The 19,808-nt window shown below is 69.4% G+C and carries 21 protein-coding genes and 1 pseudogene; 14 read left to right on the top strand and 8 right to left on the bottom strand.

Annotated elements, in window-relative coordinates:
* Positions 1–47 precede the first annotated feature (47 nt).
* Together LVY72_RS07830 and rpsF are read right to left on the bottom strand one after the other, a co-directional pair.
* Positions 48–623: a single-stranded DNA-binding protein gene (locus LVY72_RS07830; protein WP_237819432.1), complete on the bottom strand. Its 576-nt coding sequence runs from the start codon at positions 621–623 to the stop codon at positions 48–50.
* An 89-nt stretch (positions 624–712) separates the two neighbouring features.
* On the bottom strand, positions 713–1,018 hold the full coding sequence (gene rpsF / locus LVY72_RS07825) for a 30S ribosomal protein S6 (protein WP_237819430.1): 306 nt from the start codon (positions 1,016–1,018) through the stop codon (positions 713–715).
* A gap of 218 nt (positions 1,019–1,236) precedes the next feature.
* Between rpsF and LVY72_RS07820 the strand changes: the two genes are divergently transcribed.
* Positions 1,237–2,100 (top strand): LssY C-terminal domain-containing protein, encoded by an 864-nt coding sequence (locus LVY72_RS07820; RefSeq protein ID WP_237819428.1) that lies wholly within the window; start codon positions 1,237–1,239, stop codon positions 2,098–2,100.
* Positions 2,101–2,163: 63 nt separating this feature from the next.
* On the opposite strand, the gene LVY72_RS07815 is transcribed toward LVY72_RS07820, so the two are convergent.
* Complete coding sequence (locus LVY72_RS07815; RefSeq protein WP_237819426.1) at positions 2,164–3,084, bottom strand: Lrp/AsnC family transcriptional regulator; 921 nt, start codon at positions 3,082–3,084, stop codon at positions 2,164–2,166.
* Positions 3,085–3,318: 234 nt separating this feature from the next.
* On the opposite strand from LVY72_RS07815, the gene LVY72_RS07810 reads away from it, so the two are divergent.
* The 7 genes from LVY72_RS07810 to LVY72_RS07780 are packed head-to-tail and all read left to right on the top strand — an operon-like array spanning position 3,319 to position 11,800.
* Entirely contained in the window at positions 3,319–4,164 is an 846-nt protein-coding gene (locus tag LVY72_RS07810; RefSeq protein ID WP_237819424.1) for an ABC transporter substrate-binding protein, read from the top strand.
* A 54-nt stretch (positions 4,165–4,218) separates the two neighbouring features.
* Positions 4,219–4,941 (top strand): amino acid ABC transporter permease, encoded by a 723-nt coding sequence (locus LVY72_RS07805; protein WP_237819421.1) that lies wholly within the window; start codon positions 4,219–4,221, stop codon positions 4,939–4,941.
* Between the two features lie 38 nt (positions 4,942–4,979).
* On the top strand, positions 4,980–5,744 hold the full coding sequence (locus tag LVY72_RS07800) for an amino acid ABC transporter ATP-binding protein (RefSeq protein WP_269092312.1): 765 nt from the start codon (positions 4,980–4,982) through the stop codon (positions 5,742–5,744).
* Positions 5,734–6,759 (top strand): C-terminal binding protein, encoded by a 1,026-nt coding sequence (locus tag LVY72_RS07795; protein WP_237819419.1) that lies wholly within the window; start codon positions 5,734–5,736, stop codon positions 6,757–6,759. Before LVY72_RS07800 ends, LVY72_RS07795 begins: the two co-directional genes overlap by 11 nt.
* Before the next feature lie 38 nt (positions 6,760–6,797).
* Entirely contained in the window at positions 6,798–8,513 is a 1,716-nt protein-coding gene (locus tag LVY72_RS07790; RefSeq protein WP_237819417.1) for an amidohydrolase, read from the top strand.
* A 15-nt stretch (positions 8,514–8,528) separates the two neighbouring features.
* Positions 8,529–10,169: a thiamine pyrophosphate-binding protein gene (locus LVY72_RS07785; RefSeq protein WP_237819415.1), complete on the top strand. Its 1,641-nt coding sequence runs from the start codon at positions 8,529–8,531 to the stop codon at positions 10,167–10,169.
* Between the two features lie 26 nt (positions 10,170–10,195).
* Positions 10,196–11,800: a zinc-binding metallopeptidase family protein gene (locus LVY72_RS07780; RefSeq protein WP_237819413.1), complete on the top strand. Its 1,605-nt coding sequence runs from the start codon at positions 10,196–10,198 to the stop codon at positions 11,798–11,800.
* Positions 11,801–12,102: 302 nt separating this feature from the next.
* Here the strand turns inward: LVY72_RS07780 and LVY72_RS07775 are convergent, their stop codons facing one another.
* Both LVY72_RS07775 and LVY72_RS07770 read right to left on the bottom strand, forming a co-directional pair.
* Positions 12,103–12,852, bottom strand: coding sequence for a response regulator (locus LVY72_RS07775; RefSeq protein ID WP_269092311.1), 750 nt, complete (start codon positions 12,850–12,852; stop codon positions 12,103–12,105).
* Positions 12,824–14,131 carry a sensor histidine kinase gene (locus tag LVY72_RS07770; RefSeq protein ID WP_237819859.1) on the bottom strand — a complete coding sequence of 436 codons (1,308 nt, stop codon included), beginning with the start codon at positions 14,129–14,131 and terminating at the stop codon, positions 12,824–12,826. Before LVY72_RS07770 ends, LVY72_RS07775 begins: the two co-directional genes overlap by 29 nt.
* A gap of 142 nt (positions 14,132–14,273) precedes the next feature.
* On the opposite strand from LVY72_RS07770, the gene LVY72_RS07765 reads away from it, so the two are divergent.
* From LVY72_RS07765 to LVY72_RS24265, 3 genes and pseudogenes are all read left to right on the top strand, one after another.
* A complete protein-coding gene (locus LVY72_RS07765; protein WP_237819411.1) occupies positions 14,274–14,480 on the top strand; it encodes an antitoxin MazE family protein in 207 nt (68 codons plus the stop codon).
* Positions 14,477–14,575, top strand: a pseudogene (locus LVY72_RS24875) (type II toxin-antitoxin system PemK/MazF family toxin); the annotation flags it as partial. The gene LVY72_RS07765 and the pseudogene LVY72_RS24875, both read left to right, overlap by 4 nt.
* A 34-nt stretch (positions 14,576–14,609) precedes the next feature.
* Complete coding sequence (locus LVY72_RS24265) at positions 14,610–14,735, top strand: hypothetical protein (protein WP_269092310.1); 126 nt, start codon at positions 14,610–14,612, stop codon at positions 14,733–14,735.
* 53 nt (positions 14,736–14,788) lie between these two features.
* On the opposite strand, the gene LVY72_RS07760 is transcribed toward LVY72_RS24265, so the two are convergent.
* The 3 genes from LVY72_RS07760 to LVY72_RS07750 form a co-directional block, all read right to left on the bottom strand.
* The gene (locus LVY72_RS07760) at positions 14,789–15,079 is read right to left on the bottom strand and encodes an antibiotic biosynthesis monooxygenase family protein (RefSeq protein WP_237819409.1); all 291 of its coding nucleotides are present in this window, start codon (positions 15,077–15,079) and stop codon (positions 14,789–14,791) included.
* Between the two features lie 160 nt (positions 15,080–15,239).
* On the bottom strand, positions 15,240–16,103 hold the full coding sequence (locus LVY72_RS07755; protein WP_237819407.1) for an ABC transporter permease: 864 nt from the start codon (positions 16,101–16,103) through the stop codon (positions 15,240–15,242).
* A gap of 6 nt (positions 16,104–16,109) precedes the next feature.
* A complete protein-coding gene (locus LVY72_RS07750; RefSeq protein ID WP_237819406.1) occupies positions 16,110–17,075 on the bottom strand; it encodes an ABC transporter ATP-binding protein in 966 nt (321 codons plus the stop codon).
* A 243-nt stretch (positions 17,076–17,318) separates the two neighbouring features.
* Between LVY72_RS07750 and LVY72_RS07745 the strand changes: the two genes are divergently transcribed.
* The 3 genes from LVY72_RS07745 (at position 17,319) to LVY72_RS07735 (ending at position 19,782) form a co-directional block, all read left to right on the top strand.
* Positions 17,319–17,657 carry a YtxH domain-containing protein gene (locus LVY72_RS07745; protein WP_237819404.1) on the top strand — a complete coding sequence of 113 codons (339 nt, stop codon included), beginning with the start codon at positions 17,319–17,321 and terminating at the stop codon, positions 17,655–17,657.
* 66 nt (positions 17,658–17,723) lie between these two features.
* A complete protein-coding gene (locus LVY72_RS07740; protein WP_237819402.1) occupies positions 17,724–19,091 on the top strand; it encodes a TrkH family potassium uptake protein in 1,368 nt (455 codons plus the stop codon).
* On the top strand, positions 19,084–19,782 hold the full coding sequence (locus tag LVY72_RS07735; RefSeq protein WP_237819400.1) for a potassium channel family protein: 699 nt from the start codon (positions 19,084–19,086) through the stop codon (positions 19,780–19,782). The genes LVY72_RS07740 and LVY72_RS07735 overlap by 8 nt, the downstream gene beginning before the upstream one ends.
* The last annotated feature ends 26 nt before the right edge of the window (positions 19,783–19,808 follow it).

The following is a 19,808-nucleotide window of genomic DNA, read 5'->3' as shown; positions in this document are numbered from 1 at the left end:
GTCCCTGCGTGGCGGCGGAGCCGACACGAAAGGGCCTGCACCGCTCGTTAGAAGGGAGGCTCGTTGGAGTCCGGGCCGTTGCCCCAGCCGCCGGAGTTGCCCCCGGACGGTGCGCCCCAGGGATCGTCCTGCGGCGCGGGCTGCTGCCCACCGCCCCAACCGCCGGCGTTGGCACCGGCATTGCCGCCGAAGCCGCCCTGCCCGCCGCCAAAGCCGCCACCGTTGCCGCCGCCGAAGCCGCCCTGCCCGCCGCCGGAGCGCTGGGTACGGGTGACCTTCGCGGAAGCGTAGCGCAGCGAGGGGCCGATTTCGTCCACCTCGAGCTCAATCACGGTGCGCTTTTCGCCTTCCTTGGTTTCGTAAGAACGCGACTTCAGGCGGCCCTGGACGATCACGCGGGTTCCCTTGGTAAGGGTCTCGGCGACGTTCTCGGCAGCCTCGCGCCATACCGATGCGCGCAGGAACAGGGTTTCCCCGTCCTTCCACTCATTGGACTGGCGGTCGAAGGTCCGCGGGGTAGACGCAACGGTGAAGTTGGCGACTGCGGAGCCCGACGGAGTGAAACGGAGTTCGGGGTCGTTGGTGAGATTGCCAACGACAGTGATAGTAGTTTCGCCTGCCATGCTGCCTCCTGGTTGCTGCGTTCTTTCTCAGGACCCGTCAACGGGCCCGAAGATCCTGCCGGAGTAACTGCGCGGGATGTCCCGTGCGGCTACTTCGAGGAGATCTTCTGCTCCTCCGGGCGGATGATCTTGGTCCGCAGGATGGTCTCGTTCAGACCAAGCTGGCGGTCAAGTTCGGCCGCAGTCGCGGGGGTAGCGGTGAAGTTGACGACGGCGTAGATGCCTTCGGACTTCTTCTTGATGTCGTAGGCCAGACGGCGGCGTCCCCAGATGTCGACCTTGTCGACGGAGCCACCCTCGGTACGGACAACGTTGAGGAACTTGTCGAGCGAAGACTCGACGGTGCGCTCGTCAACCTCGGGGTCGATGATTACCATCAGCTCATATGCACGCATTGTGAACCCACCTCCTTCGGGCTAAGCGGTCACGGTCTTTCCGTAACAGGAGGTTCTATTGCGTTGGCTGGGCTGCCGGACAGGCGGAAGCACATTCGAGGAATCTGGTGGTGGTCCCTGAAAAATGCCGGCCCGAAGCAGACAGCGCAGCCCTGACAATGGTAGCGGATGGCTGCGGCCGGGGCTAAATCCCCGGTGCTGGCGGCCATAATAGGACCATGGAGGGTGCGAAGAGCGCATCTGCCCCGGCGGCGCGGCCGCGGCACTGGTACCGGCGGCTGGCCGGCACCGTGGTGCTGACCCTGCAGCGGCTCTTCTACCTGGCCACCACCATCCTGGCCGGCTGGGCCGTATATGCGCTGTTCCTCGCCGAGGCCGACGACGACGCGCGGCAACCCTGGGCGTTCGTCATCATCTGGGTTCTGGCCGCCTACCTGCTGCTGCCGCGGCTGAACCGCCTGCTGACCCGGATCTACGTCCCGGACTACTTCATCGGCCGGGCCCGGACCGTGGACGGGTTGCTCGGCGATCCGGTCAATCTGGCGGTGGTCGGGGCACCAGAGGCACTGCGGGCGGCGATGGCCGCCGCCGGCTGGACCGAGGCGGACCCGGTGACCTGGCGCAGCAGCTGGCGGATCGTACGGGATTCGCTGCTGCGGCGCAGTTATCCGGCGGCCCCGGTCAGCCCGCTGTTCGTGTTCGGCCAGAAACAGACACTGGCCTTCGAGAAGGAAGTGGCCGGCAGCCCGGCCCAGCGCCACCATGTGCGCTACTGGAGCTGTCCGCCCGGCTGGCTGCTGCCGGGCGGCTTCGCCGTGGACCTGGTCGGGGCGGCCACCTTCGACCGGCGGGTGGGACTGTCCCTGTTCACTTTCCAGGTCACCCACAAAATCGCCGAAAACACCGACCGGGAGCGGGACCTGGTGGCGGCCGACCTGCACGCGGCAGGTGCCTCGGTCCACACCGTGCGCCACTTCTCCACCGGCTACCATGCCCGCAACGGCGGCGGGGACGCGATCGAGACCGACGGCGACCTGCCGATCGCGACGCTGGCGCCGGCCCGAGGCACGCGGCGGGGATAGGTCAAAACCCCCGCAGCAGCAGGTTATTGCGGAGGACCCTCCAGCCCTCGCCGGGTCCGGACCTTAGCCGCGTGCGGTGATGGCGTCGACTAAGGCATCGAGCGACTTTTCGTAGCGCTCAAGCACTATTTCGGTGTGTAGCCAGGTGTCAACGCTGGCCACCGAGCCCAACCTGCGCAAGCCAGCCACTGATCGCTGGTATTCGCCCAGCGAGGCAACGCCGATGGTCGCCACCAGGTTGAACCGGCCGATGCACTTGACGATGAATTCGACCCCCGGGAGTCCCTGCAGGTAGCCTATCGCCTCGTTTTCGGAGCCGTCAGTGGTGATCCCCAGCCCGAACGCCATGGCCTGGGAGTTTTCCGTCCGGCGCCGGATGGCACCGATCTGCATGACGTTTGCCTCCAGCAGCCGATGCATGCGCGCGCGGCAGGCGCTCACCGACAGGCCGATCTGCGCCGCCATGTCGGCCAATGACATGCGCCCGTCGTGCTGGAGCAGGTTGATCAGCCTCAGATCCGCCTCATTCAGGTCCAGGTCCGGCAGGCTGGGTTCGGCCCCGAGGAAGAGGCTGCGGATCACCCGTTCGTAAATGAGCACTTCGACGGCGGTGACCTGGGGCAGCGACCGGATGAGTTCGATTTGCCGGTACAGCGACGACATCGTCGGCGTGCGCAGCTCCGCAGCGAGCTGGTAGGGCCCGGTGGTCTGGGAAATGAACACGGGGCTTTCCATCGCATCCAGCGCCTCGATCGCGGCGGCCGGATCGCCCGCGAGGCGGATGGCAATGTGGGCCAGGCAGTTGAGCCCGAGGACCCGGGGATGCACCGCCGCCACGACCCGCAGTTGGCCCGAGTCGATCATGGCGTTGACGCGGGTGGCGACCGTTGCCCGCGTTGCCCCCAGGTCCTTTGCCAGTCCGCTGAACGAGGCACGGCCGTCCTGCTGCAGAGCGCGGACCAGCTGCTCTTCAAAATCGTTCATGCATCTTTTATATCAATCCGATCCGGCAGCATCGTGCAATTTTGCTTTTATTCCCCCCACAAGCAGCATAAAAGAGAAAAACTTGTACACCTACGGCAGCGAAATGCGCCTTAGGCCTTGATTCAACAGAAATATTGCTTGACGGAATGTGGCGCGTCCCACAGAATCTTTCCAATACTTCGGTCCGTGGGCGCCGGGTCAACACGGCCGCCCGCCCCATCCCAGGAGAGTCATATGAAGAAGTCGCTTACCTTTGCCGTGGCCGCCTCGTCCGCAGTCCTGGCCCTGGCCGCCTGCGGCGCCCCTTCCGGCGGCAGCGGGGCCGCCGCCGCCGACAAGGCCCCCAAGGGCCTCGTCAACGCGGGCCAGGTCACCTTGTGCATCGACCCGGAATACCCGCCGCTGGAGTACTACGCCAACGGCACCGGTGGCGACATCGTGGGCTTCGATGCCGATGCCGGCCGCGCGTTGGCCAAGCATTGGGGCGTCGAGGCCAAGTTCGAAGTCACCGCCTTCGACGGGCTCATGCCCGGCCTGCAGAGCCGGCGCTGCGACATCATCCTCGGTGGCCTGTACATGAGCGAGGAGCGGCTCCAGGTCGCCGACGCGGCACCCGTCATGAACGCAGGCCCGGCGGTACTCGCCGCACCGGACACGGCCGCCGCCTTCACGTCCCCCACCGACCTGTGCGGCCGCTCGGTCGTGGCCCAGTCCGCCTCCAGCAATGCGGCCCGCGTCCAGAAGCTTGCGGAGGAGTGCAGCGCCGCGGGCAAGGAGGCCCCGAAGCTAACGGAGTACCCGAAGACCTCCGAGACCGTGCTGGCGGTGCTCAATGGCAAGGCGGACGCCCTGGTGGAAACCAACGTGGCTGCCGCCTACATGGCCTCGCAGAACGAGGGCAAGCTCGAGGTGGCCAACAAGGTCTTCGAAACCGACACCCAGTTCGGCGTGTTCACACGCAAGGGCGACGAGCTCACTCCCGCGGTGGCCGAGGCGTTCAAGGCCCTGCACGCCGACGGCACGCTCGCCGAGCTGGCCAAGAAGTACAACCTCGCTCCGGAAATCCTGGACGTCCGCTGACCCCCGCTCCGCTGCGGGGCTGCGGCCCCGCAGCGGACAGCAGGAAGTGAATCCATGCTTTTTGATCCTGAAATCTTCATTCAGCAACTGTTGAGCCCGGCCTACCTGTGGGGCGCGTTCATCTCCGTCGCCGTGGCCGTGCTGTCGCTGCTGCTGGCCACCGGCATCGGGTTTTTTGTCGCCCTGGGCCGGACCTCGCCCAAGCGTTCCTGGCAGGCGCCGGCCGGCGCCTACGTGTGGTTCTTCCGTGCCATTCCGGCACTGTTGGTGCTGTTGATCATGTGGAACGCACTGCCGCAGATGTTCCCGGTCTTCCGGCAGGACTGGTATACGCCGTTCGTCGCCGCCGTCGTCGGCCTGGGTCTGGTCGAGGCCGCCTTCATGGCCGAGATCATCCGTTCCGCGCTGCAGAGCGTGGACGAGGGGCAGTCGCTGGCCGGCCGGGCGCTGGGCATGTCCCCGGCCCAGGTCATGCTCAAGGTGACCCTGCCCCAGGCGATCCGCGTGGCCCTGCCCCCGACCGGCAACGAGTTCATCGGGCTGGTGAAGTACTCGTCGCTGGCCTCGGTCATTTCGCTGCGGGAGCTGCTGACCACCGCCCAGGTGGGCGTGAACATCACCTTCCGCTATGCCGAATACTACGCAGCCGCAATCATCTACTACCTGATCATTGTCACCGCCCTGACCCTGCTGCAGTCCGCGGTGGAGAAGAAGTTCACCTGGACTTCCCGGACCACCGTGAAGAAGACCAAGGCGCCGGCGAAGGCGGGGCTGTGATGAACCGCGGCCACGATTCCAGCCAGGAGGCTGTCCCGATGACCCAGCCCATTCTGCAGGTGAGCAACCTGCACAAGTCCTACGCCGGCAACGAGGTGCTCAAGGGCGTTGAATTCGAGGTCCGCAAGGGCCAGGTCAAGGCCGTGCTCGGCCCCTCCGGTTCCGGCAAGTCCACCATGCTGCGCCTGATGGCCCTGCTGGAGCCGGCCGACGGCGGCAGCATCCGGCTGCGCGGCGAGACAATCGGCACCACGGTGCGCAACGGACGCACGGTCCACCTGCCCGAGCGAGCCCTCGCCCGCCAGCGCCAGGACATCGGCATGGTGTTCCAGCGCTTCAATCTCTTCCCGCACCTGGACGCCTGCCGCAACGTGATGCTTGGGCTGACCTCGGTCCAGCGGATCTCCCACCGCGAGGCGCGCGAGCGGGCCATGGAGATGCTGGGCCGGGTGGGCCTGGACCACCGGGCCGGCCACTATCCCTCGGAACTCTCCGGCGGCCAGCAGCAGCGCGTGGCCATTGCCCGCGCGCTCGTGCTCAATCCGGACGTCATGCTTTTCGACGAGCCGACCTCGGCCCTGGACCCGGAACTGGTCGGCGAGGTGCTCGAGGTCATGGAGAAGCTCGCCGCGGACGGCATGACCATGATCGTGGTCACCCACGAGGTCCGCTTCGCCAGCCGGGTGGCCGACGAGGTGACCTTGTTTGACGGCGGCGTCATCGTCGAGCAGGCTGCGCCGGAAGAGTTCTTCAACAACCCCCGGCACGAACGCACCAGGAAGTTCCTCAGCCATGTCCACTAATGCGCACAACCGGGTCCGGCCGCTGGCCGTCTACACCGACATGGACGACACGGATTTCTCCGCGGGGGTGGCACTGCTGGAAGACGCCGGATTCGACGTCCGCTACCTGGGCTCCCAGGACCCGCAGGTGATCGCCCGGGAAGCCGCCGGCGCCGTCGCCCTGTTGGTCGGCTACGCCGCCATCGACGCCGGGCTGATCGCCGCCCTGCCGGACCTGCGGATCATCGCGCTGATGTCCATGGGCTTCAACAACGTGGATATCGAGGCGGCCCGCAGCCGGGGCATCTGGGTCACCAACATCCCGGGTGCGGCCACGGAAGAGGTCGCCGCCCACGCCTTCACGCTGGCCCTGGCCCTGGCCCGTGAACTGCCGTTCTACGCCGGGGCCGTCCGCTCCGGCCAGTGGAACGTACGCAATGACAGCCGGCCGGTCCGGCTGAGCGAGAAGCGGCTGGGACTGGTGGGCCTGGGCCGGATCGGCACGCGGTTCGGCCAGTTGGCCGCCCCTGCCTTCGCCGAGGTGGTCGGCTACGATCCCCTGCTGCCGGAAAACCCGGACACCGCGCGCAAGCTGGCCGCGGCCGGCATCCGGCGGGCCGGCCTCGATGAGGTGCTGGAAACCTCCGACGTGCTGTCCCTGCACGTACCGCTGGCACCCGCGACCGAGGGCATGATCAACGCCCGGACCCTGGCCCGCATGCCGCATGGCAGCTACCTGATCAATGTCAGCCGCGGCCCGCTGATCGACGTCGGTGCCGTCGCCGAAGCGCTCGACGACGGCCGGCTGGCTGGCTACGGCGCCGACGTCCTCGAGGAGGAGCCGCCGCCGGCGGCACATCCGCTGACCAGCCACCCGCGGGCCCTGATCACTCCGCACATGGCCTACCTGTCCGACCGCACGGACGCCGAGTACGTCCGCCAGCAGGCACAGAACGTCGCCAGCTGGCACGCCACCGGACGCCCCGATGCCCCGGTCTTTCCCATGGACCTTCCGATGGAGCCAGCCCCGGCCTGATCCACGCCGGCACCACCCCACCACCAGGAGCACCACCCTTGCGAAAACTCACCCACTTCGAACAGCCGGGCTACCGGCACGTCCCGGTCATCGTGACCGCCGGCGCCATCCATACCCTGGCCGCCGACCGGCCGCACGCCGACGCCATGCTGATGTACGGGCCGGACATCGTTGCCACCGGAACCCTGGCCGAATGCCGTGAGGCGGCAGCCGAAATCTCCCCGGCCGAGCCCGTGATCCGGGACCTTGGCAGCGCCGTCGTCGTTCCCGGCTTCATCGACCCGCACGCCCACCCGCTGATGCTCGGCCAGATGATGAGCTGGGTGGACTGCGGTCCAGCCCACGCCGCCAGCATCCCGGAGATCGTGGCGCTGCTGCGCGCGGCAGCGGAGACCGCGCCGGCCGGGCTGCCGGTGCGCGGCTTCGGCTACGAGCACCGGAACCTGGCCGAAGGCCGGCACCCGCGCAAGGAGGAGCTGGACCAGGTGGCCACGGACCGCGAGGTCTACCTGATGAACGCCTCCGGCCACGGCGGCGTGGTCAACTCCTACACGTTCGAACTGCACGGGGTCACCCGGGACACCCCGAACCCGGCCGGCGGGGAGTTCTTCCGCGACGCCGACGGCGAACTGACCGGCGAACTGTCCGACGCCGCCTGCAACATCCTCACCGGGCTCGGCGGCGTGAAGATCGGGCACCACGGACCCAACTTCCACCTGGCGGACGAGCCGGAAGAGCACCTGCGCCAGCTGCGCGCGGCCCAGGAGAACTTCCTGGCCGGCGGGGTGACCACCATCGGCGACTGCCAGGTCTCCAAGCGCGAGTTCGACATGTACCTGCGTTTGGCGGAGGCGAACCAGCTCAAGACGCGCATCAACATGTACCTGCTCTCCCACCTGCTGGACGAGGCCCTGGAGATGGGCCTGCACGGGCAGTTCGGCAACGCCCACCTGAGCTTCGCCGGCATCAAGCTCTACGCGGACGGGACTCTGGGCGGCTGGACCGCCTACTTCCCGGACGGCTACGTGGGCGATCCCTGCCGCACCGGCCAGCTCTACCACGAGCCGGCCGACTACGCGGAACTGATCCGCAAGGCCCATCTGGCCGGCCTGCAGACGGCCACGCACGCGCAGTCCCCCACCGCGCTGGAGATGGTCATCTCGGCCATCGAGGCCGCCCAGGCTGAACGGCCGGACCCCGATGCCCGGCATCGGATCGAGCACTGCGGCCTGCCTACCGGCGGGCAGATCGCCCGGATGGCCGCCGCCGGCATCTACCCGGTGAACCAGCCGCAGCACTATTACAACTGGGGCGAGGGGGTCAAGGACGCGATCGGCACCCCCGGTGAGCGGTTCAACCCGCTGGGCGAGTTCCTCGACGCCGGCGTCACCGTGACCATCAGTTCCGATGCCCCGGTGGCCGACCCCCGTCCACTGGAGGCCATCCAGGCCGCCGTCACCCGCGTCACCCGGCAGGGGCACCGTCTAGGCCCGGACTCGCTGCGGATCCCAGCCTACGAGGCGCTGCTGGCGCACACCCTCAACGGCGCCCGCGCGCTGGGCCGCGAGGACGAACTGGGTTCGCTGGAGCCGGGCAAGCGCGCGGACTTCGCCGTGCTGGCCGCGGACCCGCTGGCCGTCGACGCCGCGGAGATCGCCGCGATCCCGGTGCTGCAGACCTGGGTCAACGGCGTCTGCCAGTTCACGGCGCAGACCGCCGGCACGGAAACCGCGGCCGCTGCCGCGGCACTCTAGGAAGACAGGACCAACATGCAGACGCTTGACCTGGCCGGGGCCTCCGTAGCCGCCGGCATCCCCACCAACAACGCCGGACTGGCCGTCATGACGGTACTGCGCAGCTACGGCATCGACACCGTCTTCGGCATTCCGGGCACCCACAACCTGGAGTTCTACCGGCACCTGGCACCGCTGGGCATCCGGCCCGTGACCAGCCGGCACGAACAGGGCGCCGGCTACGCGGCGGACGGCTGGGCCCAGCAGGCGGGTCTGCCCGGCGTCGTCATCACCACCTCCGGACCGGGCCTGCTCAACGCGCTGTCGGCCGCCGGCACCGCGTACTGCGAGTCCCGGCCGCTGATCGTGCTTTCCCCCGGCGTGCCCGAGGGCGAGGAGTTCGCCGACATCGGCGCACTGCACGAGACGAAGGACGCGACCGGCGCGGCCGGGTCGATCATGGAGTGGAGCCGCCGCGTCCACAGCGCCGCTGAGGCGGTCGGGGCCATCCACGAGGCGTTCGAACTGTTCCGCTACGGCCGGCCCCGGCCGGTGCACCTCGAGGTGCCGCTGAACGTGCTCGAGGGCCCCAACGACTGCCCGCCGGAGCTGCTGCAGGCGCGGCCGCTGCACGCACCCGCCGGGGCCGACGCCGGCCAGGTCGCTGCGGCGGCGCAGGTGCTGCGCGCGGCCGACTGCCCGGTGATCCTGGCCGGCGGCGGTTCGCTGCGCGCCGGCGCCGCCCTGACCCAGCTGGCCGAACTCCTGCAGGCGCCGGTGGTGACCACGCTCAACGGCAAGGCCGCCGTGCCCGAGGACCACCCGCTCTCCCTGGGCTCGAACATCCGCCTCTCCGGCGCCCAGGACCTGTGCAGCAACGCGGACGTGCTGCTGGTCATCGGCTCCAAGGTCGGCGAAGCGGAGATGTGGGGCGGCCGGGTCGCCCCGCACGGCACCGTCATCCGGGTGGACATCCTCGATTCCCAGCTGGGCAAGAACGTCCGGGCCGATGTCGGTCTGGTCGGCGACGCCGCCGCCGTCGTCCCCCAGCTCGTGGCAGCGCTGGACGGGCACGCGGCGGAGGCTGTGGACCTGGACCCGATCCGGGCCGATCTGGCGGCGGAAGCACGGGCCGTCTCCCCGCTGCTGGTCAGCGTTGCCGAGACCATCGCCGCGGCCGTTCCCGCAGACACCATCATTGGCGGGGATTCCTCACAGATCACCTACTTCGGCACCTCCACCTTCATCCCGCAGCAGCGGCCGCACAGCCTGCTCTACACCCCCGCGTACGCCACCCTGGGCTATGGGCTGCCGGCCTCTATCGGCGCCAGGATTGCCGCGCCGGACCGCCCGGTGCTCGCCGTCGTCGGCGACGGCGCCCTGATGTTCGCAGTGCAGGAACTGGCCACCGCGGTCGAACAGCGCGTGGACCTGACGGTGGTCTGCGTGGACAACGGCGGCTACGGCGAGATCCGGCAGAACGAAGCCGACCGCGGGATCGCCCCGGTCGGAGTGGACCTGGCCCAGCCGGACTGGGCCGCCCTCGCCGGCGCCTTCGGCGGAAACGGCCGCCGCGTCTCCAGCCTGGCCGGACTCGCCGCCGCGCTGCGCGACGCGCTCGACGCCGGCGGGCTGCAGCTGATCCATCTTCCGCTCGCCGCGCTGGCCGGCGAGTGAGCACCTAACTGTTTCCAAGGAGAACCATGACAGAGACCCTGAGCACCCCGGCAGCCGGACTGACGGCGGAGGCCAAGGCCACCGCCCGGCAGTGGGTGGACGAAAACATGCCCCGGCTCAGCCAGTGGCACCGCCATATCTGGGAACTGGCCGAACCGGCCTGGCGCGAGTACCGGTCCGCCGCCTGGTACGTGGAGCGGCTGCGCGCCGAGGGCTTCGACGTCGAAGAGGCCTCCGGCGGGATGCCCACCGCCTTTGCCGCCGAATGGAGCCAGGGCCCCGGCCCGGTGCTGCTCACCTACGCCGAGTACGACGCCGTGCCCGGCAACTGCCAGGCCGCCGGCCACGAGGAGGCCCCGCGCGAGGGCCTGAGCGAATTCGCCCCCGGGCACACGGATCCGCACTCGGCGCTGGGCATCTCCACCCTGGCCGGGCTGCTGGCCACCAAGCACGCCATGGAAGTGCACGGCATCGCCGGGACACTAAGGTACACCGGCGAGCCGGCCGAAAAGGTCCAGGGCTCCAAGGTGGTGCACGGCCTGCGCGGCTATTACGACGGCGTGGATGCGATCGTGAGCTTCCACCCGTTCTACATGCTGCCGCTGTGCAATACGGCTCGCTGGGACACCCAGTGCGGCAGCTACTACAGCAAGGTCTACACCTTCGTCTGCGACCAGCCGGAAAGCTGGCAACTGTCGGCCAACCCCAACTCCCCCATCCCCGCCTCGCACTCGGCCGCCCGCGCCCCGGGAGCCAACGTGGCGCTGATGCAGATGTACACCAGTTCGCGCGTCATGCAGGACGCCATGCTGCCCAGCTTCGGCGGCTGGTCCCTCTCGGACGCGATCTTCACCCACGGCCAGGCCACCGCCGACAACCTGCCCGCCCGGATCGCCCAGATCCAGTACTCCTGGCGCTGCCCCACGCTCGAGATGGCCGAGCATGTGCTTGCCGTGCTGGACCGCAATGCCGGACACGCCGCCGCGATGGCGCACTGCCGGCTGGAGACCACCTGGGTGGCCCGCAACCGGCCCGGCCGTACCAACCATGTGCTCGCCGAGGCGCTCTATGCGAACCTGGAACAGGTCGGCGCCCCGCAGTACGGTCCGGAGGCCGTGGCCGCCGCGCAGAAGATCCAGCAGAACCTGGGCCTGGACCCGATGGACAAGCCGTTCCTCGAGGAATGTGAACAGCTCATCAGTCCACAGGACGCCGAGGCCGCGCTGCGGGAACACCTGGCGCCGTGGCAGAAGAACTGGACCAGCGACGACTATGTGGAAATGACCCACTATGCCCCCACCGTGCGCTTCTACGTCTCCCGGCCCGCGCTTAAGCCGGCCCCCGGAGCCGGCGCGTACCCCGGCTGGGTGATGAACGCGCTCGGCGGCATCCCGGAGACCATCGACCCGACCATCGAAACCACCGGAAAGACCATCGCCGGCACCTTCCTTGACCTGCTCACCAGGCCGGAGATGCTGACCGCGGCGAAGACGGAGTTCGACCGGCGCGTGGCCGAGGAGCCGATGCCGGCGCTGCTGCCGGCCGACTTCATGCCGCCGACAGAGCTGGCCTGGCCCGACTATGCGACGGACCGCTCGGGCACCCGGGTCTGGCATCCGAAGGGCATCTAAGACAGGAGAACCGTTCATGACCGCCGCTGCCGCGGCCGAGCGGGCGTGCCGGTCCTGGCAGGGCGTGCCGATCGGGTCGCGGCCCGGATCGGCGGACTGTTCACCGAACGGGCTCGGGCTTCGGCCGCGACCCCGGGCCCCTGGGCATGGACGAATTCGTCAACAAACGACTGCTCTACATCGCAGGCTAAACCGCCCGAAACCGCCATGACGGCGGCGGGGACCCGCACCGGCGGGTCCCCGCCGCCGTCGTCAGGTCAGAACCGGAACCTCAACCTGCCGGTGGAAGGGGCTGTCCTCGTCTAGTAGTCCGGGTTGCTGGGCACCACCAGCCCGGTCTCGTAGGCGTAGACCACTGCCTGCACCCGGTCGCGCAGGTGCAGCTTGGCCAGGATCCGGCGCACGTGGGTCTTCACCGTCGCCTCGGAGAGGAAGAACCGGTGGGCGATCTCGGCGTTGGACAGGCCCTCGGCGATGGCCTCGAGCACTTCCTGCTCGCGCGGGGTCAGGTCATCCAGCAGCGGGTCCCGCTGCGGCGGCGGGGCCCCGGCGCCGGTCCCGGCCGGAAGCCCGCGGACATAGGTCTCCAGCAGCCGCTGGGTGACCCGCGGCGCCACCACGGCGTCGCCGCTGGCCACCAGCCGCACCGCGGCCACCAGCTCCGCCGGCGCCACATCCTTGAGCAGGAAGGCGCTGGCGCCGGCCTGCAGCCCGGCGAAGGCGTACTCGTCCAGATCGAAGGTGGTCAGGATGATGATCCGGGCGCCGTGCGCCCCGGCGATCTGCCGGGTGGCCTCGATGCCGTCCATCACCGGCATCCGCACGTCCATCAGCACCACGTCCGGCTCCAGCTGCGCGGCCAGGCGCACCGCCTCGGCGCCGTCGGACGCCTCGCCGGCCACCTCGACGTCGTCCTCGCCCTCCAGGATCAGCCGGAAGCCCATGCGCAGCAGGGGCTGGTCATCCACCAGCAGCACCCGCACGGGGCCGGGCTGCCCGGCCTGTCCCTCGACCTCGTGCGGATCAGTTTCCGGGTTTGCTGTTGATGTCATTCTTGCCCTCCCCTGGCCAGAACAGTGTTGCTTCGACAATCCATCCCTCGCCGTGGCGGCTCGGACCGCTCACCACGGTGCCGTTGTACAGCGCGGCACGCTCGTGCATGCCCGCGATCCCCTGCCCGGCCCCCAGCGACCTCGCCGGTACCGTGCCCCGGCCGTCGTCGGCCACCCGGACGTGGATCCGGCTGCCCTCCCGGGTGAGGGCCACCTCCACCTGGGACAGGCCGCGCGCGTAGCGCAGCGCGTTGGTCAGGGACTCCTGGATGATCCGGTACACGGTGAGCCTGAAGTTGGCGTCCTCCGGCAGCTCCGGGCCGGTGACCATCAGGCGCAGCGGCAGCCCGGCGGCGCGGAACCCCTCGACCAGGCTGGCCAGCTGCCCCTCCCCCGGCACCGGCTCCAGCGGCGCCGCCGTCCCGCCGTCCTCGCGCAGCACGCCGAGCACGCGGCGCATGTCCGCCAGCGCCGTCCTGCCGGTCATCGAGAGCTGGTCCAGTACCTCGCCGGCGCGGTCCGGGTCCTTGCGTACGACGACGGCGGCGCCGTCCGAGAGCGCGATCATCACCGAGAGCGAGTGGGCGACCACATCATGCATGTCGCGGGCGATCCGGGTACGCTCGCTGGCCGAGGCCAGCCGGGCGTGCTCGGCGGCCCAGCGGGCCACCTCCTCCTCGTGCAGCCGGTCCCGGCGGATCATGCTGCCGATGCCGGTGGCGATCAGGTTGGCGGCTCCGACGAAGGCGGCAATCAGCCAGCCCACGTAGTCCAGTTCGCCCGAGGCCAGCTCCTGGGCCACTTCGGCCGCAACCGCCGGGTCCCGCTGGACCAGCGCCGGCAGGAAGAGACCGAAGAGCAGCATCGCCGGCAGGCTGGACGCCGCCATGGCCAGCAGCGCGAAGGGGGTGGGCCGGGCAACGGCCACCGCATACAGGGCGAACCACATGCTCAGGGTGGCGGTCTGTCCGGTGGGCTGGACGAAGATCAGCAGCAGTTCCAGCACCGTGACGGCGGCCAGCACCGTGACCGGCAGGCGCCGGCGCAGCAGCAGCACGGCACCGATCAGCAGAACCATGACCAGGGCCGCGGGCCGGCCGGCGAAGGCCGCCTCGAAGCCGGTCTGGAGCGAGAAGAGCAGATAGCTCCCGGCGATCAGCCAGTCCATGGCCACCGGCCGGCGGCGGAAGAAGCGGCGCAGCGGCCCGCGCCGCCGGGCCGCCAGCTCGGTAAAGGAGACAGCGGCCGGCCGTTCCGCCGCCTCCTTGATGCTCGTCATTTCCCCCACGGGGAAAGCCTAGCCTGTCGGCGGACACCGGCCCTGGCCGCGGTTCCTACACGGTGAAGGCAGCGGTGCGCGGAATCCTGGCCTGGTGCGCCCACGCGTGGCACGCTCCCGCGTTACAGGTAACAATTGTTTCGTGGGTGTCAGGGCACGGGTCAGCGAAGACCGCCGGCGGATGCGCGGGCAGGGCTACCGGCCCATCCAGATCTGGGTGCCGGACGTGCGGGCACAGGGATTCAGCGCCGAAGCGCACCGCCAGGCCGCCGCCGTGGCCGCTGCGGAGCGCGACTCGGATGATCAGGCGTTCATCGAGGCAGTCTCTGCCCCGTGGGATGAGGAATGACCCGCGGCGAGCTCTGGACCGTGGCCGGCGGCGTCGATGCGTCGAAGCCCCGCCCGGCCCTCATCATCCAGGACGACCGGTTCGATGCCACGGAGTCGGTCACGGTCCTTCCCCTGGCCACTACTCTGGTTGACGATCGACAGGCCCACCACAGTGCGCCGGTCCAGCGTCCAGGGCCGGATCGGCAGGCTGACAACTTCCCAGCTGGTGAGCGTCGAGAGGGCGCTGCTCGTCTTCCTCGGCCTCGCGGGATAGGCGGCGTCGGGCCGTCCACGGCCCGGTCCGCCGCCAGGTCCACGGCCTGGACCTCAGGGCCGGGTGAGGTAGTTATGCACCTCGACGAAGCTGACATTGGGCGGTGCCGGAAACCCGGCCTGTTCGGTCAGGGGGCCGATCTTGTCCCGGGCGAAAGCCTCGAACTGGCTTTTGTCCTCCCACACATCGGTGACCCGGACGCCGTCGTCGTTGGCGGTCACCCAGTGGAAAATACACCCGGGCTCGGTGTGCGTGCCGCCCGGCGACATGCCCATCAGCTCAATGGCCTTGTCGTACTGCGCCAAGGTGCCCCCTGGGAACTCCACGATGACTGCAATTGCCATGACCGGCTCCTAACCTGTGAGGTATTCATGACCTTGGAGAGCCCCCGAGAGCGATCCTGTGCATCGTAGATCCGCCGGGGGTTGCAGTCAATGAAACGCCCGGGCGCAGGAAGGAGCCCCGGCGGGCCAAGGCCTGCCGGGGCTCCCGTCCGCCGGGCGCTTAGACGTCGCGGCGCTTGATCACCACCGCGGCGGCGGCGAGCAGGACTGCGGACCAGGCGGCCATGACCAGCCCGCCCTGCAGCTGGGTCAGGTCGCCGTCGGCAATCTGCAGTGCCAGCAGCTGGCGTCCGGCGTTGGAGGGCAGGTACGGCAGCGTGTCCTGGATCCAGTCCAGCTGGATGAAGCCGAGCACCATCGGCACGATCAGGAACAGCACCACCAGTGCGACGATGCCGCCGGCGCTGTTGCGCATCAGGGCGCCCAGGGCCAGGGCGATCAGCGAGGCCAGCGCCAGGTAGACCCCGGACAGCAGCATCGAGGGCACCAGGTTCTCCACGTCCAGGCCGAACTCCTGCCCGTACTGGGCCAGGATCGGCTGCATCAGGAAGTAGGTGGCGAAGCTGGAGACAACGCCGACGACGGCGGCGACCAGCGCGATCACCAGCGCCTTGGCGAACAGCGGCGAGAGCCGGTCCGGTACCGCGGTCATGGTGGAGCGGATCATGCCGGTGGAGTATTCGGAGGCGATCAGCAGCACGCCCAAGGAGCCGATGATCAACTGGCCGAAGTCGATCCCGCCGGTGGTCATCATGTACAGCAGCTGCGGATCCAGGCCCACCGCGGCGGGGTCCTGGCCCTCGGCGGCGAGCTCCTCGAGCCCGGAGCCGACGCCCCAGCCGCCGAGCAGGCCGATGCCGACCATGACCACCACGGTGGTGGCCAGCAGGATCCAGGTCGAGCGCAGGGTGGTGAACTTGATCCACTCGGCATGCAGGGTGCGGAGGAAGTTGACGCCGCTGCCGGCGGCGGGGCGGACGGCCGGGGTGCCGGCCGGACGGTTCTGCACGGTGGAAGTGCTCATCGGTGGCTACTTTCCTGCCGCGGCGGTGCCGGCGGCAATATCGTCGTGGATGCCGGACAGGTCGCCCGAGTGGTATTCGACCTCGTCGCGGGTCAGGTCCAGGTAGGCCTCCTCCAGCGAGGCCTGCAGCGGGGTCAGCTCGCAGACGAGCACCCGGTGCTCCAGCGCCGCCTGCGCGATGGCCCGCGGCTCGATGCCGGAGACCTCGAGCAGCCCCGCCTCGCGGGCCTCGATGGTGACCCCGGGCCCGGCCAGCGCACCGGTCAGCAGGTTCGCACCCTCGGCGCTGTCGGTACGGACCCGGGTCCGCGCCCGGCCGCGGCCGTCCAGGATCTCCTGCACGGAAGCATCGGCGATGATCCGGCCGCGGCCAATCACGATCAGGTGGTCGGCGGTCTGGGACATCTCGCTCATCAGGTGCGAGGAGAGGAACACGGTGCGCCCCTCCGCCGCCAGCGAGCGCGCCAGGGTGCGCACCCAGAGCACGCCCTCCGGGTCCAGGCCGTTGACCGGCTCGTCCAGGATCACCGTCTGCGGATCGCCCAGCAGCGCCGCGGCGATGCCCAGGCGCTGGCCCATGCCCAGCGAGAAGCCGCCCACGCGCTTGTTGGCCACGGCGCCGAGCCCGGTCAGCTCGATGACGTCGTGGACCCGCTTGCGCCCGATGCCGTGGGTGGCGGCCATCGCCCGCAGGTGGTGGTAGGCGCTGCGCGAGGTGTGCACCGCCTTGGCATCCAGCAGCGCGCCGACCTGGCGCAGCGGCGCCTTGTGCCGGGCGTAGGGCAGGCCGTTGACCGTGACGCGGCCGGCGGTCGGCGCGTCCAGGCCCATGATCATCCGCATGGTGGTGGACTTGCCCGCGCCGTTCGGGCCCAGGAAGCCGGTGACCTTGCCGGGCTGGACCGTGAAGGAAATGTCCTGCACGGCTGGCTTGCCGCCGTAGACCTTGACCAGGCCTTGTGCCTCGATCATCTGAACCGTCCTTAGGAGTGAAGGGACCCGGAGCACCCGGGCGGCGGCAGCGTGCCGCACCAACACCTCCACGCTACGGACCGGGCCGGCCGGGCACATGGCTCCCCGGGCTGATCTTCGGCGGCGGGGACGTAGTCCTCAAGGATGACCCCGGGTCGGCGCCAGGGTGGGTGCATGCGGTGGTTGAACGGTCATGCTCAGTATGCTTCGCTTGTGCCATTCCCTTCCGACAGGAGTGCGATCATGAAAGCCATCGTTTTCGGCGCCGGACTGGCCGTGGGCTTCGTTCTCGGCGCCCGCGCCGGCAGAGGCAGCTACGAGCAGCTCAAGACGCGGGCGCGGCAGGCCTGGGAAAGCCCGACGGTCCAGTCGAAGGTGTCCGGCGCGGCTTCGGCGGTCAAGGACAAGGCGCCCGAAGCCCAGGAACACCTCAAGGAAGCGGTGAAGAAGGCCGGGGACAGCATCTCCGGCGCACTCCACCGCGGCCACCCGGAGCAGGCCAGCTACACCGGGCGGCCGGCGGCGACGCTGGAAAATCCGGTCATCACCGAGCCCGGGTCGGACCGGACCGACACCGACTAAGGCGGCCCGGGCGGCCGGCTGCGGCGGGTTTAGGGCCGGCCGGCCTCCCGGTGTACGGTATGGCCTATGCGGCTCAGTGGCCCCGCCGGGGCAGCGTTGCGGCGGTTCGCCCCCGCCCATCCGGCCCAGGTAATCGTCCTGGGGTTTGCCGGAGCCATTGCCGCAGGCACCCTCGTCCTGATGCTGCCGGCGGCCAAGCACGGGCCGGGCGGCGCGTCCCTGCTCGAGGCGCTGTTCACCTCCACCTCGGCGGTCTGTGTGACCGGGCTGAGCACCGTGGACGTGGAGCATTTCTGGACCCCGTTCGGGCACGCCGTGATCATGGTGCTGATCCAGGTCGGCGGCTTCGGCGTGATGTCCTTCGGCACCCTGCTGGGGGTTTTGCTGGCCCGGCGGCTGGGCCTGCGGTCCCGGATTTCGACGGCGGCGGAGACCCGCAGCGCGGGCTTCGGGGACGTTCGCGCGGTGCTGCTGGGCGTGCTGCGGGTCAGCCTGGCCACCGAGGCCGTGATTGCCGCGGTGCTCACGGTGCGCTTCACCACCGGCTACGGCTATTCCCTCGGGGACGGGCTGTGGCACGGGATCTTCCACGCCGTCGCGTCCTTCAACAACGCCGGCTTCTCCCTGTACGCGGACAACCTGATCGGCTTCGTCGGGGATCCGTGGATCTGCCTGCCCATCGCCGCCGGCATCATCATCGGCGGTCTCGGCTTCCCGGTCCTCTTCGAGCTGCGCCGGCACTTCCGCAACCCGCTGCGCTGGACCATGACCACCAAACTGGTGCTCTCCGGCACCGTCGTCCTGCTGGCCGCCGGCACCGTCTTCATCACCGCCCTGGAATGGAACCAGCCCGGATCCCTCGGCCCGCTGCCGCCGGAGCAGAAGGTGCTGGCCGGGTTCTTCCAGTCCACCGTCACCCGCACCGCCGGGTTCAACAGCGTGGACATCGGCCAGATGCACCCGGTCACCTGGCTTTTCATGGACATCCTGATGTTCATCGGCGGCGGCTCGGCCGGTACCGCCGGTGGGCTGAAGATCACCACCTTCGCGGTGCTGTTCTTCATCATGCGCGCCGAAATCCGCGGCGAGACCGTGGTGAACGTCTTCAACAAGCGGCTCTCCCGGTCCGTGCACCGCGAGGCGATCACGGTGGTGCTGCTCGCCGTCGGCCTGGTGGTCGCGGCCACCATGGCCCTGATGCTGCTCGAGGGCCGGTTCGGCCTGGACCGGCTGCTGTTCGAATCCGTCTCCGCCTTCGCCACGGTGGGGCTGACCACCGGCATCACCGGCCAGCTGGCGCCGGCGGGGCAGCTGGTGCTGATCCTGCTGATGTTCGTCGGCCGCCTCGGCCCGGTGACGCTGGCCTCCGCACTCGCGCTGCGCCAGCGCCCGGTACTGTTCGAATTCCCGAAGGAAAGGCCCCTCATTGGCTAGGACCGGACATTTCACTCCCCACGGCGGCAGGCGCGCGCTGGACGCCGTCGCCGTCATCGGTCTGGGCCGCTTTGGCGGTGCGCTGGCCCTGGAGCTGGAGGCGGCGGGCACCGAGGTGCTCGGCGTCGACATGCGCGAAGAGACGGTGCAGGCCTACAACGGGCTGCTCACCCACGTGGTGCGCGCGGACTCGACCAAGGAGGAGGTGCTGCGCCAGCTCTCCGTGCCGGAGTTCGACCGCGTCGTCGTCGGCATCGGCACCGATGTGGAGGCGAGCATCCTGACCACCTCCCGGCTACTGAAGTTCAAGCACCCGGAGATCTGGGCGAAGGCGATCAGCGAGCCGCACGCGGAAATCCTGGAGCAGCTCGGCGTGCAGCACGTCATCCGCCCCGAGCACGACATGGGCAGGCGCGTGGCCCACCTGGTCCGGGGCACGATGCGGGACTATGTCGAGTTCGAGGACGATTACGTGATGACCCGCACCAGTCCGCCGGCGGTGGCGCAGAACCGGCCGCTGGGCGTGCTGGGCATCCGCGACGCCTTCGGGGTGACGGTGGTGGCGGTCAAGCGGCAGGGCGGCAAATGGGAGCACACCACGGCACAGACGGTGCTGTACGCCGACGACGAAATCATCGTGGCCGGCCCCAGGGACAAGGCCGAAGACTTCAGCCAGCGCCCGGTCGTCTAGGGACGCCGGGCACGTCCGCCCGGTCG

Source organism: Arthrobacter hankyongi (genome assembly GCF_022012395.1).
Classification (GTDB): domain Bacteria; phylum Actinomycetota; class Actinomycetes; order Actinomycetales; family Micrococcaceae; genus Crystallibacter; species Crystallibacter hankyongi.
Note: the sequence above shows the minus strand (reverse complement) of the source record. Positions and strands in the feature narration are given on the sequence as shown.

What these genes read in the sequence shown, in the direction of transcription:
- LVY72_RS07745 (WP_237819404.1), top strand. Translation starts at nt 17,319, where the DNA reads ATGAAAGCCATCGTTTTCGGCGCCGGACTGGCCGTGGGCTTCGTTCTC.
- LVY72_RS07740 (WP_237819402.1), top strand. Translation starts at nt 17,724, where the DNA reads ATGCGGCTCAGTGGCCCCGCCGGGGCAGCGTTGCGGCGGTTCGCCCCC.
- LVY72_RS07820 (WP_237819428.1), top strand. Translation starts at nt 1,237, where the DNA reads ATGGAGGGTGCGAAGAGCGCATCTGCCCCGGCGGCGCGGCCGCGGCAC.
- LVY72_RS07760 (WP_237819409.1), bottom strand. Translation starts at nt 15,079, where the DNA reads ATGGCAATTGCAGTCATCGTGGAGTTCCCAGGGGGCACCTTGGCGCAG.
- LVY72_RS07800 (WP_269092312.1), top strand. Translation starts at nt 4,980, where the DNA reads ATGACCCAGCCCATTCTGCAGGTGAGCAACCTGCACAAGTCCTACGCC.
- rpsF (WP_237819430.1), bottom strand. Translation starts at nt 1,018, where the DNA reads ATGCGTGCATATGAGCTGATGGTAATCATCGACCCCGAGGTTGACGAG.
- LVY72_RS07755 (WP_237819407.1), bottom strand. Translation starts at nt 16,103, where the DNA reads ATGAGCACTTCCACCGTGCAGAACCGTCCGGCCGGCACCCCGGCCGTC.
- LVY72_RS07775 (WP_269092311.1), bottom strand. Translation starts at nt 12,852, where the DNA reads ATGACATCAACAGCAAACCCGGAAACTGATCCGCACGAGGTCGAGGGA.
- LVY72_RS07815 (WP_237819426.1), bottom strand. Translation starts at nt 3,084, where the DNA reads ATGAACGATTTTGAAGAGCAGCTGGTCCGCGCTCTGCAGCAGGACGGC.
- LVY72_RS07750 (WP_237819406.1), bottom strand. Translation starts at nt 17,075, where the DNA reads ATGATCGAGGCACAAGGCCTGGTCAAGGTCTACGGCGGCAAGCCAGCC.
- LVY72_RS07770 (WP_237819859.1), bottom strand. Translation starts at nt 14,131, where the DNA reads ATGACGAGCATCAAGGAGGCGGCGGAACGGCCGGCCGCTGTCTCCTTT.
- LVY72_RS07830 (WP_237819432.1), bottom strand. Translation starts at nt 623, where the DNA reads ATGGCAGGCGAAACTACTATCACTGTCGTTGGCAATCTCACCAACGAC.
- LVY72_RS07785 (WP_237819415.1), top strand. Translation starts at nt 8,529, where the DNA reads ATGCAGACGCTTGACCTGGCCGGGGCCTCCGTAGCCGCCGGCATCCCC.
- LVY72_RS07795 (WP_237819419.1), top strand. Translation starts at nt 5,734, where the DNA reads ATGTCCACTAATGCGCACAACCGGGTCCGGCCGCTGGCCGTCTACACC.
- LVY72_RS07780 (WP_237819413.1), top strand. Translation starts at nt 10,196, where the DNA reads ATGACAGAGACCCTGAGCACCCCGGCAGCCGGACTGACGGCGGAGGCC.
- LVY72_RS07810 (WP_237819424.1), top strand. Translation starts at nt 3,319, where the DNA reads ATGAAGAAGTCGCTTACCTTTGCCGTGGCCGCCTCGTCCGCAGTCCTG.
- LVY72_RS07805 (WP_237819421.1), top strand. Translation starts at nt 4,219, where the DNA reads ATGCTTTTTGATCCTGAAATCTTCATTCAGCAACTGTTGAGCCCGGCC.